Raw genomic sequence first — 15,198 nt, forward strand, 5'->3', positions numbered from 1 at the left:
CATATCCTTAATATGATAGGATCGCAGAATACTTTTGAAGATGGAGAGAGTAACCGTGACCGTAACTATTTATGATGTAGCGCGAGAAGCAGGAGTTTCCATGGCGACCGTTTCCAGGGTCGTAAACAACAATCCCAATGTTAAACCTCAAACCCGTAAAAAAGTATTCGAAGCGATCGAGCGTTTGGGTTACCGACCTAATGCTGTAGCCAGAGGACTGGCTAGTAAGAAGACTACGACAGTCGGTGTAGTTATCCCCGACATCTCGAATTCCATTTTTGCTGAAGTTGCACGTGGCATTGAAGATATCGCTAACATGTATCATTATAATATCATTTTATGTAATGCCGATAAGAAGAAGGAAAAAGAAATTCGAGTCATTAATACTTTGCTGGAGAAACAGGTCGATGGTCTCTTATTCATGGGAGGCGCAGTAACAGAGGATCATATTCAAGCGTTCCGTACTTCATCTGTTCCAGTTGTACTCTGTGGAACCAAGGATGAGAACAACACGATGCCATCTGTAGATATCGACCATGAGAAGGCTGCATTCGATGCTGTGAACGTTCTCATAGAAGAGGGCCACCGTCACATTGCTATGATCTCCGGAACGCTGCAGGACCCTGCGAACGGCTTTGCTCGATATCAGGGGTATAAGAGAGCTCTGGAAAACGCGGGAATTGAGCTTCGTGACGAGTATGTGAGAATCGGTAACTACCGCTATGAATCTAGTGTGGACGCGGTCAAGTATTTCCTGGAGCTCGATCCACGGCCAACTGCGATTTTCTCTGCAACAGATGAGATGGCCATCGGAGCCATTCATACGATCCAGGATGCCGGACTTAAAGTTCCACAGGATATTTCTGTCATTAGCGTTGACAATATCCGTATGGCTTCCATGGTTAGACCTACCCTTACTACCGTTGCTCAGCCGATGTATGACATCGGAGCCGTGTCGATGCGTCTTTTGACGAAGCTTATGAATAAAGAATCAACAGATTATATGCAGGTGATCTTGCCTCACGAAATTATTAATCGTCACTCGGTGGCTCATTTATCATGAGCCATCTTTCTATTTGGTACTTAACGAGAAGAAAGAGGATTCGAAGATGACATGGAATAAGATCGCGCTGATCGGCGCCATGAATGAAGAGATTGAACTGCTGCTTGCGGCAATGGATAATGTAAGTGAAACTGTTAAAGCGGGGATTACGTTCCGGGAAGGGAAGTACTTCGATAAGCAGGTTGTCGTATGCAAGACAGGAGTAGGTAAAGTGAATGCGGCTGTAACTACTCAAATTCTAGTGGATAATTTTGGCGTCGAAGCCGTTATTTTTACCGGTGTCGCCGGTGCCTTGACCCTGCACTGAATATTGGAGATATCGTCATTTCAACGGAGTGCATGCAGCATGATATGGATGTTACAGCTCTTGGATTTCCAAGGGGCGTCATTCCATACGAAGCGGAGTCTGTGTTTGCTGCTAACGAAACGCTTGTTCAGCTCGCGGCGACGTCCGGTGAGCGATTGTTCGCTGGAAAAGTGAAGCTGGGAAGAGTGCTCTCCGGCGATCAATTCGTTGCTAACCGTGAGCTGGTGGCTGAGCTTCATCAAGAGCTGGGCGGAACCTGCACAGAGATGGAAGGAGCAGCGGTAGCTCAGGTTTGCCAAATGAACGGAATTCCGTACGTCGTGATCCGATCGATGTCGGACAAAGCGGACGGATCGGCGCATGTGAATTTCGCTGAATTTACCGTACAAGCTTCCGAGAATTCGTATAAAATGGTAGAAGATATAGTGAAGCATCTGTAAGCATATTGAAACATCTGTAGCATATCAAATAGCCCAGCGCTTGAATGGCTGCTTAGCAGTCAGGAGCGCTGGGCTTTTTTCTAACCATTCATTTGCGGTGCCCCAGTAAAGTACCTGAATGTGTTTCGAAGCCAAGGTGCCACTTCGTGGGGGATTGATTTAATTGGATAAAATGTAACAATTCAATCAAGTTTAGAAGAATGCTATAAGATGGAAATCCTTGTTTCAAGATTGCAATGATGCTTAAGGATTGGCGGATAATTAGCTCTACAAACGCGGTTGATCTTCCTCGAGAGACCATGATTCTCTACGAGCTCAATAGTGTTCATTTATTTATCTCAAATACATCATGGCTAATTCCTTTGTTCGCCGGTTGTTGGTCGTGATCTCCTGGCGCCGGGGCATCGGCGCCCATGTCTCAACAGGGTCCAGCCACGTATGCGGCAGCTGGACCGGGCTTGCTCTGCCAGGCGTCCAGCCACGCCTGGGGAAGCTGCAGCTGCGGCTGCGCGTCCAGCTGCCGGACAACAGCCTGCTCGCTCATCTCGAGCCAGAGCAGGCTCAGGCCCGTGGTACGACACGCCAGATGTCGTACCCGCCGCCCCCGAGCGCCACCCAACGCCCTTCGCACCATTGGTGCGCAAGGGAGGGATCAGCTCGGGCATTGCTTTATACACGCGCATGGAGCAGTGGACATGCGCGAGTGGATCGTAAGCATGGGCGTCACAGCCATGCTGGGAGACGATCACGTCCGGCTGGAAGCGGGCGACTGCCTCGGTCAGCACCTCGCCGAAGCATTCCAGCCATGAGTCATCCTCGGTATAAGGCTCTACCGGGATGTTGAGGGAAGTGCCGAACGCGTCACCTTCGCCGCGTTCGTTCACAGCGCCGGTGCCGGGGAAGAGGAACTTCCCCGTCTCATGGATGGACAGCGTGCATACCTGCGGGTCGGCGTAGAAGCTCCACTGTACGCCGTCTCCGTGATGCACGTCCGTATCGACGTACAGCACCTTTGCGCCGTACGTCTCTTTGGCATGCGCAATCGCCGCAGAGGCGTCGTTGTAGACACAAAAGCCCGCGCCCTTGCTGCGCAGGGCGTGATGCAGCCCCCCGCCCAAGTGAAGCGCGTGCGGGGCCTTACCTGACATCACCAACTCCGCAGCGGTGATGGAGCCGCCAACCACCGTGGATGTTACTTCGTGCATCCCCGCAAAATACGGCGTATCGTCGTCAGCTAATCCGAAGCGTGCCGCTTCCTGGATGTAGCGCTCCTCCGGTACACTCAGGCTAAGCGCTTTCACAGCTTCGATGTAAGCGGGAGTATGAACCCGCAGCAGCTCGTCCTCAGCTGCGGCCCGCGGTGTGCGCAGCGCGCTGTCCGGGAGCGCGCCGGCCTTTCGGAGCAGATCGACGGTCATGATCAGGCGATTTTGATTGAAGGGATGCTCATCATTAAATTTATATTGGGTTTCCCGATCATCGTAGATGAAGAGAGGGGTCCCGTGAGCGTTTTTGTTCATATCCGGTTAACTCCCTTAACATGCCAGATTGCAAATTCAATACATGAATCTTTGATGAAAACGAATGCGGTCAAATCGTTCCACCGATGACAAAGGAACATCCTTGCCGACACGTACCATGAGGCAGTTGGCTGGATGCGAACAGATTTCTGGGTCATCCGTAGCGAACCAGACCATGTCTACGCTCTTCATCAGCTTCTCCATCATCTGGCGGTATTCCCAGACGTTGAGCCCGCTCTTTTCCAAATCCCAGTGCCAATAATACTCCGTGGTGAAGCAAATCACGTTCTCCAGCTGCTCTTCCATGAAGGATAGCTGGATGAGCTTTTTGCCAAGTCCCATTGACCGATAGTCATCCGCGACCTCAATTGCGCCAAGTTCAATCAAATCCTCCATGTTTCCTTCCGACCATCGCTCAATTTCGTCGGGATAGTGAAACGTGACGTAGCCGACGATCGTGAAGCCGTCCCGTGCAATGATGATGCGTCCCTCCGGAAGTTCGGCAATTTCGATTAGTGCTTCCAGCTGCTCTTTCGGTCTGCGAAAAGCATCTAATTGGTTGTGCATGGATAATGTTTGTAAGACTTCAGGTAGGACGGGGCCTTCGACCGTAATTTCTGGGTGGTTCGGCGTAGTGCGAAAGCTGTGAGAGTGGTAGCGCTTGATATGCTGCATAACTTCAGCTCTCCTTTATTGAAGAAAACTTCTATTATGTACGATAGCAGACTTTACAGACAATGAAAAGTGCAACAACAAGAGCGTTTTGGGCATATGCGAAAGATTACCAATATGATATAATAGAATATGTCAAAAAAACGATCACATTTTGCTCAAATAAATCAGTAAAATGAAAGCGTTTTAATATTCGTGAGGAGGCTTTTCACACATGGATCAAATGAAAGTGGAGCTGATTGATGCGGTAGCACTGGATCCCAATATGCAAAGCTACGAGCAAACTTATGCAGATTTTGACTGGGCAGAAGTGGAGAAGAGCTTTTCTTGGCATCAGAGTGGAAAAATTAACCTTGCCTATGAAGCGATTGACAAACATGCGGATTCATCAAGAAAAGATAAAGTCGCCTTGTATTACAGTGACGCTTCGCGGGATGAGGCTGTCACCTTCGGACAAATGAAAGCTAGATCCAATCGATTCGGAAATGTGCTGCGTAAGCTGGGTGTTGGCAAGGGTGAGCGTGTGTTTATCTTTATGCCGCGCACTCCGGAGCTGTACTATGCACTCCTAGGAACGATCAAGGTTGGAGCCGTTGTAGGCCCTCTGTTTGAGGCATTCATGGAAACCGCAGTTAAAGATCGTCTGGAAGATAGTAGCGCGGTTGCTATCATCACCACACCTGCACTTCTTTCACGTGTACCTGTCAGCCAGCTTCCGCATCTGAAGCATGTGATTCTTGTTGGAAACGATCTGGAACTTGACCAAGGCCAAGTCGATTTTTATAAAGAAATGGAAGCGGCTTCCGAGGAATTAGATATTGAATGGGTGGACAGGGAAGACGGGCTTATCATCCACTATACTTCCGGTTCCACTGGTAAGCCTAAAGGTGTGTTTCATGTTCACAATGCCATGATTCAACACTATTTTACAGGCAGGATCGTACTGGATTTGAAAGAGGATGACGTATACTGGTGTACGGCTGACCCGGGCTGGGTGACGGGGACCTCCTACGGTATTTTTGCTCCTTGGCTTAACGGGGCGACGAATGTGATCCGCGGCGGCCGTTTCAGTCCGCAGGACTGGTATCAGACCATTGAGAAATACGGGGTAACCGTATGGTACAGCGCACCGACTGCATTCCGGATGCTGATGGAGCAGGCGATGAGGTTGTCAAACAATTTAATTTGACTTCGCTGCGCCATGTCCTAAGTGTGGGAGAGCCTTTGAATCCGGAAGTCGTGCGCTGGGGACTGAAAGTATACGGTCAGCGTATCCATGATACTTGGTGGATGACAGAAACAGGTGGACACTTAATCTGCAACTATCCAAGCATGGCGATAAAGCCCGGCTCCATGGGACGGCCGATTCCAGGCGTTCAAGCAGCGATTATCGATGATGCTGGTAACGAGCTTCCTCCATACCGAATGGGGAATCTGGCGATTAAGACGCCTTGGCCGTCCATGATGCGCAAAATATGGAACAATCCAGCCAAGTATGAGGAGTATTTCCGAATTGCCGGATGGTACATCTCCGGTGATTCAGCGTATCGAGATGAAGAGGGTTACTTCTGGTTCCAAGGACGTGTCGATGATGTCATTAACACATCCGGTGAACGTGTAGGACCATTTGAAGTAGAGAGTAAGCTTGTAGAACATCCCGCTGTTGCCGAAGCTGGTGTTATCGGGAAGCCTGACCCTATGCGCGGGGAAATTATTAAAGCGTTTATCGCCCTGCGAGAAGGCTTTACACCATCCGATGAGTTGAAAGCGGACATTTCTAAATTCGTCAAGGAAGGGCGTGTCTGCTCACGCGGCACCAAGAGAGATCGAGTTTAAAGACAAGCTGCCGAAAACAAGAAGCGGAAAAATCATGCGCCGTGTGCTTAAAGCATGGGAGCTGAATCTGCCGACAGGCGATTTATCCACGATCGAAGATTAATAAGCAAAGACCCATCAGGAATTTTCTCCCGATGGGTCTTTGTTTGTTCTGTCCGAAGGACCATCACTTTAAGGGCTGAGGCCAGCTCAACACACCGTGAGCAGCCATTCTTTTACCGATTATAAGCTATTGTTGCAGAGGGCTTCGATTCGCCTGCATCGTTGACAGCTGTTACTTTGTAATAGCCGTTATAGGCTGCTGCGTAGTAATGGAACTCTGTTGAATCCTTAACGGAACCTAATTTGGTGTAGGTTCCTTTTTCTTTATCGCTGAAATAGACATTGTACTGTTTGACTTTGTCCTTGGACGTGTTTGCTTTCCAGCTGATCACGATGCCGGCACCATCCTCCTTAGCCTTTAAACCGGTTGGCGCTGAAGGGCTGTCTTTTGCATTGGTGCTTGGTTTGCCGCTGTTGCTGGAAGGATCGGTTGGTGAAGTCGAATGTCCTGATCCGTTCTCTTCGGTTCCCTTTTCATTGATTGATCCAGGTATTTGACTACCATCGGATGATGGTACAAACAGTGTATCGAGTGAACTTCCGTCTGTAAAAGCGGCTCTGCTTGGTGATGATTCTTTGCCTGCTACGTCTACAGCCGTAATGTAGTATCCCTGCAGGCTAGAAGCTGGCACGTGATCTTCAAACTTAGTTTCCGCGCCGGCTAGAACAACTTTGCCGCCCAGCAGCTGGAATTTGCCGTGGTTATCAGAGCGATAAATCCGATATCCGACCAGATCTGGACTTGGGCTGGCCTGAATGTGATCACCGCGTTATCGCCGGCTTTAGTGGCAACGACAGTGCTCGGAGCCGTTGGTACTAGGCCGTCATCAACACGAGGATCGAGTTCGGAAGGCGCGTCTGAATCGTAGTCCGTCGGTTTGTAACTATCTATCGGCTTTCTGCTTTTTTCAGGAAGCTTACTCATGGCGGTTTCAACTTCCTTAAGCAGCTCGCTGATCGACTTCTGTCTTCTGATTACGGTTTTCTCTTGGACGAAGTCTGCCGGCGTATCTTCCTGTGCCAAGTAATTAACCCCATTATAGGTGCTGATTTTCGCATTCAGCATGACATTGTCGGTTTCTGTAGGCACATATTTCTTATTAAAAATATCGGTTACCAAATGACCGGTTTTGGTTGTGAGCTCACTTGGCAGCATACCTGAAAGATCGGAAACTGTCGCACTGACAATGCCATCTGGCTTCTCAAATGCTTTGTTAGGAAACAGCTCGGGGTGCTTTTCAATGGTGCTGTTCATGACAAGCGCCCAAATATCTTTGGCGTGGTTCGTTTGCCCGATTTTCGAGGAAAGCTTGTTAATCGGTTGGTCGTATCCAATCCATACACCAACTGTAATATCCGGTGTAAAGCCCATAAACCATGCATCGGCATCGTCCTGCGTAGAACCGGTTTTACCCGATATTTCAATCTTGCCGTATGATTTATATTTCTTCATCAAATCGGTAGCGGTCCCTTGGGAGATGACAGTTTTCATCATGTCCGTTATCAGGTAAGCCGATTGCTCGGAGAAGGCAGTAACTGGCTCTTCCTTATGTTCGTAGATTGTTTTGCCGTTAGAATCCTTAATAGCTCTGATCATATAAGTTTCATTAAATACACCTTTATTCGGGATGGAGGCGTAAGCGCCTGTCAGCTCTTTAACGGATGTACCGCGGCTGAGTCCTCCGATGACCCCTGTTTGTGCGTAGTAATCTTCCTTGGCAATGGAGGTGATACCAAGCGTCTTGGCAAAGTTCCAAGCCTCATCGATTCCGACCTTGTTTAAGAATAGGTCAATGGCCGGTATATTATACGATTGATTAAGAGCGCGTCTCGCGGTCATCAAGCCGTGAAACTTGTGGTCCCAGTTTTCCGGAAGATGGAAGCCTTTAACTCCATCTTTTAGAATGATCGGCACATCATCCAAAATACTAGCAGGCTGAATGGCGCCTTTTTCAAGTGCCGGTATATAAGCGGCGATTGGCTTCATGGTCGAACCCGGCTGCCTATAGGCTTGCGTGGCATGATTCAGCTGTTCCTTAAAGAAGTCTCTTCCTTCAATCATACCTTTAATCGCACCGGTTTTGTTGTCAATCATGATGGCGCCAACTTGCTCATCCTTCTTCTTCTCATCATAAGGCGCGAAGTTCTTATCATTGCCTGAGATTTCGTGCATGGAATCATAGATCGATTTGTCTATCGTGGTATAGATTTGATATCCGCCCCGAAGGAGCTGGGTTTGTGCAGATTTGAACGCCTCATTGTAAGCGGCAGGATCCTTGTTGGGATCAATGTCCGGCTTTTGCAGCTTCAGTAGTATTTCAGTTGCTTCCCGTTCTGTTTCAATCATGAGATACGGGTATGTTGTATAAGCTTTTTGAGAAGCCTCCGGCATCGAACCGCGAAGATCAAAGGACAACGCTTCTTGATATTGTTCATTTGTTATTTTGTGTTCTTCAAGCATGCGTCTCAGCACAAGCTGCTGCCTGGTAACAGCTCTCTTGAATCCGTCTTCGTCAAATTCAGGCTTGCTTGTATAAGCCGAATATTGGGAGGGCAGCTGAGGCAGGCCTGCTAGATAAGCTGCTTGAGCGATGTTTAATTTGTTTAAATCATCAATATTGAATAAGCCTTTGGCAGCTGCCTTAATTCCATAAAGGTTATATCCGGTATGACCATTGCCATAAGGGATTTTGTTCAAGTAAGCCAACAGGATTTCGTCTTTGGACATCAGTCGTTCCATTCGCAAAGCGAGTAGAATTTCTCTAGCTTTCCTTCCGTCATCCCGATCCAGGGTCAAAAATACACGTCTGGCCAGCTGCTGGGTAATGGTGCTTCCGCCTGTTTGGACGTCCTCATGCAAGAGCTTTTGAGTGACAGCACGGTAAAGTCCTTTAAAATCAACGCCACGATGATTGTAAAAATCACTATCCTCAATGGATAGCACCGCGTCCAAAAGAATTTGCGGGATATCCGCGAGAGCAACAAGCCGGCGGTCTTCCTCTGTACGGAGCTGTCCGATGACCTTATCGTCATCAAAATAGGCGAAGCCTGTAATTGCATTTTCCTGAATCTGCTCCCGAATGGATTCCTCACTGCGGACAGGGTCCTTTTTTACTAACGCGCTGACATAGCCGAATGCGGTAAATCCTCCTAGAAGACCGGCGAGGAATCCCATTATGATTAGCCATTTCAGAGTAATTCCTGTTACTTTTAACGTCATTCTTATCCAAGGTCGATTTAATTTGGCAAAAAATTTGCGCATAAGTTCAAAATTCCTCCTAACGTGAACCTTGCTATTATACCATATTTGCCATTGGTTCGGTAATTCTCTCGTATAAAGTGGAAGGATCAAGTTTGACAAAATTCATATGCTGTGCTATAAAATTGGATAATGAAAAATGCGAAGACGAATCAGCAGTAGGTAGCTTGCAGATGCTTTCAGAGAGCCGGTGGTTGGTGAGAACCGGTACCTGCACGTTAGTGAATTACGGTTCTGAGCAGCAGTTGGGAACTTGCAGGGTACATCCCTTCATGAGTAGCGATTGCCGGTGCGCCGCCGTTATCGGTATTGAGTGAAAATAGCAGGTTTATGTATAAATATACGTAACCGCTGTTTTAATTAGGGTGGTACCGCGAGCTAAAGCCTTCTCGTCCCTTGTGGATGATAAGGCTTTTTTTTATTACTTGAAAAAGGAGACTGGCTCAACATGAACATTTTACAGGATTTGGAGTTTCGCGGATTGCTGCATCAAATTACGGATCGGGAGGGACTCGACAAGAAGCTGAGCGAGGAGAAAGTGGTGCTGTACTGCGGTTTTGACCCTACGGCGGACAGCCTCCACATCGGAAGTCTGCTTCCGATATTAACATTAAGAAGATTTCAACAAGCGGGGCATATTCCTCTAGCGTTAGTGGGTGGAGGTACAGGCTTGATTGGAGACCCAAGCGGAAAAGCGAACGAACGGACGCTGAATGGTCCGGAGGTGGTAGAAGCCTGGTCGGAAAGTATTAAATCTCAGCTTTCGCGATTCCTGGACTTCTCCGAAGAACGTGAAAATCCAGCCGAGTTAGTGAACAATTATGATTGGCTAGGTCCACTGAACGTGATTGAATTCCTTCGCGATATCGGTAAAAATTTCACGGTGAATTACATGCTGGCTAAGGATTCCGTCGATTCTAGAATCACCAAGGGGATTTCTTTCACGGAATTCAGTTATATGATTTTACAATCCTACGATTTCTTAAAGCTGGCTGAGACCAAGGGCTGCTCCTTGCAAATCGGAGGAAGTGACCAGTGGGGCAACATAACAGCGGGTCTTGAGCTTATCGGCAAAACGACGGATGTTCGAGCTTATGGAGTTACGCTGCCACTCGTGACTAAGAGCGACGGTCAGAAATTCGGGAAGACTGAAGGCGGAGCCATATGGCTGGATGCTGCCAAAACCTCGCCGTATCAATTCTACCAATTCTGGGTGAATACAGATGATAACGATGTGATTCGTTTCCTGAAATACTTTACATTCATTGGTCATGAAGAGATTAATCGTCTGGAAGAAACAGTGAAAACGGAGCCGGAAAAACGAGAGGCACAGAAAACACTAGGTAGCGAGGTAACCAAACTCGTACATGGGGAAGAAGCTTTACAGAGCGCCTTGAATATTACAGCTGCATTGTTTAGCGGTAATATCCAAGAGCTGTCAAAGAGTGAGATTGAGGAAGCGTTCCAGGATGTTCCATCCAGCATGATTGATCTGGAAGATATGGGAATCCTCGATCTGCTAGTGGCTGTAAAAGCAGCACCTTCCAAGCGACAGGCTCGACAGGATGTTGAGAGCGGTGCTGTCACTGTCAATGGTGTACGTGTGCAGCAGACGGAAGCTAAGGTAAGTGATCTTGGCCGCTTAGGTGGATCCTACCTGGTGATTCGACGCGGGAAGAAAAACTACTATTTAGCTCAATTTCAAGGCTAATTGAAAAGAAAAAGGGGCTGTCCCATTTGGGACAGTCCCTTTTTTATTAACGGCTGTAGAACTCGACGATTTGCTTCTCGTCAATTTCTTGAGGAAGCTCAGAACGCTCAGGCAGACGGATGAATTTACCTTCCATGCCGGAGTCGTTGAACTCCAGGTAAGTTGGCAGGTAGTTGCGGTTAGCAAGCGCTTCTTTCACAGTGGAAAGACCTTTGCTTCTTTCACGAAGGCTGATAACGTCGCCAGTGGATACAGTGTAAGAAGGGATATCCACTTTTTTGCCGTTTACAGTTACGTGACCGTGGGCAACTAATTGACGTGCACCTGCACGGGAGTTGGAAAGACCAAGACGGTACACAAGGTTGTCCAGGCGGCTCTCAAGCAGGATCATGAAGTTTTCACCCGCGATACCTTTTGTTTTTGTTGCTTTATCAAACAGATTGCGGAATTGCTTTTCGTTCAAACCATACATATGGCGAAGTTTTTGTTTTTCTTGAAGTTGAACGCCGTAGCCGCTCAGTTTTTTACGTTGTCCTGGACCATGTTGTCCTGGAGGGAAAGGGCGTTTCAATTCTTTTCCAGTACCGCTTAGGGAAATGCCAAGACGGCGGCTTAATTTAAACTTAGGACCTGTATAACGTGCCATGTTAGGAAAAACTCCTTCTTTTTCACATTTAGTTGTAAGATACACTAGATGTTCGAGTGAAGACAAGTGCCTGGTTTTGCTTACGAGTCTGATAGGTAGAGACTCCCTGGCAAGAGTAGTTCAGCCGCTGTCTTGTCAGGAGCAAAATCAGTGAGGGTGATCACAAATGGCATTCACCGATATCATGTTGGTACTCGACTTCTTATTTTATAAAAAACGCCTTGTAGTGTCAAGTGACTTTCCCTTGGTGGCTCGAGAAAAATTCGTGCAATGCTCCAAGAAAAATAGTATGATAGTATCAGTTATTGTTTTCAAGAGCTATCATGACATAACTTAGTTGTTAAAGGAGCAGCTTATGAGCGAAAACCTTCGTTGTCAGAATCCCATTTTTCATACAAAGCACTTCGAAGATTTTCTTCGCCGTGGGTTATTTCTTTCCAGCGATAATGTAAGTGCCGTTCAATATCTGCCGTTTATACAGCAAGCGTTTGCAGGGTGGAGAAGCCAAGGCGCAGAAGAACTGTTGCCTTCAGAGTCTTGCTTCTTGCTTATGAATACAGATTTTAATCCTATAGATTCATGTTCTAATCTTCAAACCGAATTTACCGACTTGGTCCGGCCATCTGCTTGTTGGGAGCGAGTTTCCAGCTCTGATGCTGTGCCAGCTATCTTAGAACTAGTCAGCGAACGATCAGAAACCTCGACTCATTTAGAAACTAGGGGTGTGGCAGTTCCCTTCTGGAATGAACAGAGCACTCCAATTGGTTACCTAGGATTCGTAAGTCTAACAGTTTCGGAGTTTTCGAAGCTTGTGTCGTCTCTATACACGATTGCGGAATCCTTGAAAAGCAGTGTGTATCTTCTTGCAGAGAGACGGAAATATGAGCAGCTAGTCCGCCATAATCAGCAAAGCGAGAGGGAATCCAAAAAGCAGGAAGTTTTATTCGAGGCTTCCAAAAAACTTCACGCCAAGATCGATGTTGATTCGGTATTAACAGAAGTAATCGAAAGTATACACAGTGTGTACCCAAATATTGAAGTGGACCTGTTGTTATCTCAAGATAGCCACAGTACTAGTCTTCCTGTAAAACCACTTAATTTTCAAAGCCTGGAAGACGACATCAGTACAAGAGCATTCATGGAAGGGCACGTTATTTTTGAACCGACTTCGGATACAGATGGTCCAAGCTATGGCAACATTGCTGTGCCGTTATCAGGGAAACAGGGCGTGTATGGAGTTTTGTATCTTCACTCCGCGTATGATTTAATACACTCCACCGATCTGCAGTTTATTTCTGTACTAGCGGATACTGCCGGTTCCGCCTTTGAGAATGCGAAGCTGTACGAGCAGTCCAATTTATTAATCAATGAGCTGCGTCTTATTAATGAAATTACAAAGCAGTTGAACCAGCAAAGCTTGCGACTGAACGAAATTTTTAATTTTGCGTCTAGCGAGCTGCTCTCTATTTTTGGAGCCGATTATTGCTGTATTCTTCAAACAGATAAAAATGAAGAGAAGCTTGTCGTGCAAGCGACGAATCTTCCGGCGATGTATCACGAAACATTTACATTAGACGAAGGCTTCTCCGGATTAATATATACAACAAAAGAGCCGATCATTATTTCGGATTATTGGCAGAACAATAAAGTAAGCTCGACATTAATGGATAGAAGTCAGTCGCGTTCTTTGATAGGTTCTCCTATTTTAGTGAATGGTGAAGTGGTCGGAGTTATTCTTGTAGTTCACAGCAAACCGAATTTCTTCTCGTACGATAATTATAAGCTGCTTCAAGTATTATCAGGACACATCGGACTGGCTATGACCAATGCATCTTTACATGCTGAGGTTAAGCGGATGGTCATCACGGATAATTTGACAGGGTTATACGCCCGTCATTATTTGGATGAGCAAGCGAATCTTATGCAAAAAAAGGATTTTTGCGGCTCGTTGATTGTAGTGGACATTGATAATTTTAAGCGAGTTAATGACACGTATGGGCATCAAATTGGCGATAAAATTTTGATACAGGTCAGTCATATTATTAAAACAAGCATTCGAGATACTGATATTGCCGCAAGGTGGGGCGGTGAGGAGCTCGCTGTTTATCTGCCACAGGTAGCTAAGGATCAAACGGTAAGAATAGCGGAGCGAATCCGTACAAGAGTAATCCAAGAGACGAATCCGCAAGTAACCGTTTCCTGTGGTGTGTCGGATTGGAACTGGGAAGAAGATAAAATCAGTGTGGAATCATTGTTCTATCGCGCGGATATGGCGCTGTATCAAGCGAAGAATAATGGCCGAAATCAAATTCAAATAGGTTGATATATGAAGACACAGCTTGAGCTTTGGAGTGCCCCCCTTATAATAGACATTGGAAAAACCCCCTGGGTAAACCGATGAATTATTAGGGGGGCATTTCTATGGCGATCAAAGGACAAACGTTTAGACATTATCCAGAATCCATCAAGACAGAGGCTATTCGTTTACATGAGGTGGAGGGTTGGAGCTACCGAGAAATCACAGAACATTTGGGGATATATGATAAGGGACGGGTCAAGAAGTGGATGAGTAAATACCGTGAGTGCGGCGAAGAAAGTTTTAAGGACAAGCGTGGAGGCCCCTTTCGAGCAGAGACAGAGCAAGAGCGACTAATTCGACAGTTGCAATTAGAGGTAGATGTGCTAAAAAAGTGGTTACAAATCTTGAGTCGGGAGGTGCACAAGATAAATACTACGTCATAGATGAGTTGAAGGAGCAGCAAAGCGTGAAAGAGTTATGTTCTTATTTGGGAGTAAGCAGAAGTGGTTACTACGCCTATGTAAAGCGTAGGACAACAGATCCTGATGGAGAACTAAAGCTCAAAATCTTGGCGATCTACGAGCAGCGTAAGAAGATTCTAGGGTACCGCCGTATTCAAGATGAGTTGTATCGTCAGCATAACCTTATCGTCAATCATAAGAAGGTTTTGCGCCTTATGCAAGAACTTGGCATCAAGTCAATTATCCGCCGCAAATATAAGTATCAAACGAGTCATGAAGCAGCTATATCCGACGGGAGAGTGGCCGAGAACTTGCTAAAGCGGAACTTCCATGCCGACGGTCCAAATCAAAAGTGGGTTACAGATGTTACGCAATATCGTGTGTTCGATGATCGGGTCTACTTATCGGCCATAAAGGATCTCTGGAACGGCGAAATTGTGGCTTATCACATCAGTAACCGTAACGACAATCCGCTTGTATTAGATACGTTTAGAAAAGCATTTAAAGCGCATAAAGACGTGTCTGGATTGATCGTTCACAGCGATCAAGGAAGCCAGTACACGTCTCATGCTTACCACGACATGCTGCCAAAGGTTGGCGCCCGAATCAGCATGTCCCGCCGAGGCAATTGTTATGATAATGCCTCTATGGAAAGTTTCTTCTCTCATTTGAAAGTGGAAGCTCTCTATCCCTATGATATCCGAAGTATCGAGGAAGTACAAAGGCGAATTGAGGAATTTATTCGATTTTATAACGAGGAAAGAGCACAGAAAAAACTAAACAAGCTGACTCCGGTTGAGTACCGGCGCCAGCTTGTTGCCTAGGGCTTTTTTCAATGTCTACTAAATGGGGTCTTGACCACTTGCCTGGAGCTGTGTTTTT

The 15,198-nt window shown here is 46.7% G+C and carries 9 protein-coding genes, 3 pseudogenes and 1 other annotated feature; of the genes and pseudogenes, 7 read left to right on the forward strand and 5 right to left on the reverse strand.

Going from position 1 to position 15,198, the window contains the following annotated elements; translation table 11 throughout:
• Positions 1-55 precede the first annotated feature (55 nt).
• Both ccpA and L0M14_RS09040 read left to right on the forward strand, forming a co-directional pair.
• Positions 56-1,063, forward strand: a complete 1,008-nt coding sequence (gene ccpA, locus L0M14_RS09035; RefSeq protein WP_235121811.1) for a catabolite control protein A — start codon at positions 56-58, stop codon at positions 1,061-1,063.
• 46 nt (positions 1,064-1,109) lie between these two features.
• Positions 1,110-1,810: pseudogene (locus L0M14_RS09040) on the forward strand (5'-methylthioadenosine/adenosylhomocysteine nucleosidase).
• A 333-nt stretch (positions 1,811-2,143) separates the two neighbouring features.
• Here L0M14_RS09040 and L0M14_RS09045 read toward each other — a convergent pair.
• Together L0M14_RS09045 and L0M14_RS09050 are read right to left on the reverse strand one after the other, a co-directional pair.
• Positions 2,144-3,330 (reverse strand): annotated as a pseudogene (locus tag L0M14_RS09045) (acetoin utilization protein AcuC).
• A gap of 36 nt (positions 3,331-3,366) precedes the next feature.
• Positions 3,367-4,005, reverse strand: coding sequence for a GNAT family N-acetyltransferase (locus tag L0M14_RS09050; RefSeq protein ID WP_235121812.1), 639 nt, complete (start codon positions 4,003-4,005; stop codon positions 3,367-3,369).
• Positions 4,006-4,216: 211 nt separating this feature from the next.
• Here L0M14_RS09050 and acsA point away from each other — a divergent pair.
• A pseudogene (gene acsA / locus L0M14_RS09055) lies at positions 4,217-5,941 on the forward strand (acetate--CoA ligase).
• Between the two features lie 112 nt (positions 5,942-6,053).
• On the opposite strand, the gene L0M14_RS31475 reads toward acsA, so the two are convergent.
• Together L0M14_RS31475 and L0M14_RS09060 are read right to left on the reverse strand one after the other, a co-directional pair.
• Positions 6,054-6,572 (reverse strand): fibronectin type III domain-containing protein, encoded by a 519-nt coding sequence (locus tag L0M14_RS31475; protein WP_311198860.1) that lies wholly within the window; start codon positions 6,570-6,572, stop codon positions 6,054-6,056.
• 29 nt (positions 6,573-6,601) lie between these two features.
• Entirely contained in the window at positions 6,602-9,202 is a 2,601-nt protein-coding gene (locus tag L0M14_RS09060) for a transglycosylase domain-containing protein (RefSeq protein WP_311198861.1), read from the reverse strand.
• A gap of 132 nt (positions 9,203-9,334) precedes the next feature.
• Positions 9,335-9,599 (forward strand) — a binding site (T-box leader).
• A gap of 48 nt (positions 9,600-9,647) precedes the next feature.
• On the opposite strand from L0M14_RS09060, the gene tyrS reads away from it, so the two are divergent.
• On the forward strand, positions 9,648-10,910 hold the full coding sequence (tyrS, locus tag L0M14_RS09065) for a tyrosine--tRNA ligase (protein ID WP_235121813.1): 1,263 nt from the start codon (positions 9,648-9,650) through the stop codon (positions 10,908-10,910).
• A gap of 46 nt (positions 10,911-10,956) precedes the next feature.
• On the opposite strand, the gene rpsD is transcribed toward tyrS, so the two are convergent.
• The gene (gene rpsD, locus L0M14_RS09070; protein ID WP_235121814.1) at positions 10,957-11,556 is read right to left on the reverse strand and encodes a 30S ribosomal protein S4; all 600 of its coding nucleotides are present in this window, start codon (positions 11,554-11,556) and stop codon (positions 10,957-10,959) included.
• Positions 11,557-12,367: 811 nt separating this feature from the next.
• Here rpsD and L0M14_RS09075 point away from each other — a divergent pair.
• From L0M14_RS09075 to L0M14_RS09085, 3 genes are all read left to right on the forward strand, one after another.
• Positions 12,368-13,879, forward strand: a complete 1,512-nt coding sequence (locus L0M14_RS09075; RefSeq protein WP_235121815.1) for a sensor domain-containing diguanylate cyclase — start codon at positions 12,368-12,370, stop codon at positions 13,877-13,879.
• Between the two features lie 98 nt (positions 13,880-13,977).
• The gene (locus L0M14_RS09080) at positions 13,978-14,298 is read left to right on the forward strand and encodes a helix-turn-helix domain-containing protein (protein WP_235119063.1); all 321 of its coding nucleotides are present in this window, start codon (positions 13,978-13,980) and stop codon (positions 14,296-14,298) included.
• Positions 14,247-15,140 (forward strand): IS3 family transposase, encoded by an 894-nt coding sequence (locus L0M14_RS09085; protein WP_235119064.1) that lies wholly within the window; start codon positions 14,247-14,249, stop codon positions 15,138-15,140. Before L0M14_RS09080 ends, L0M14_RS09085 begins: the two co-directional genes overlap by 52 nt.
• The last annotated feature ends 58 nt before the right edge of the window (positions 15,141-15,198 follow it).

The organism is Paenibacillus hexagrammi (genome assembly GCF_021513275.1).
Classification (GTDB): domain Bacteria; phylum Bacillota; class Bacilli; order Paenibacillales; family NBRC-103111; genus Paenibacillus_E; species Paenibacillus_E hexagrammi.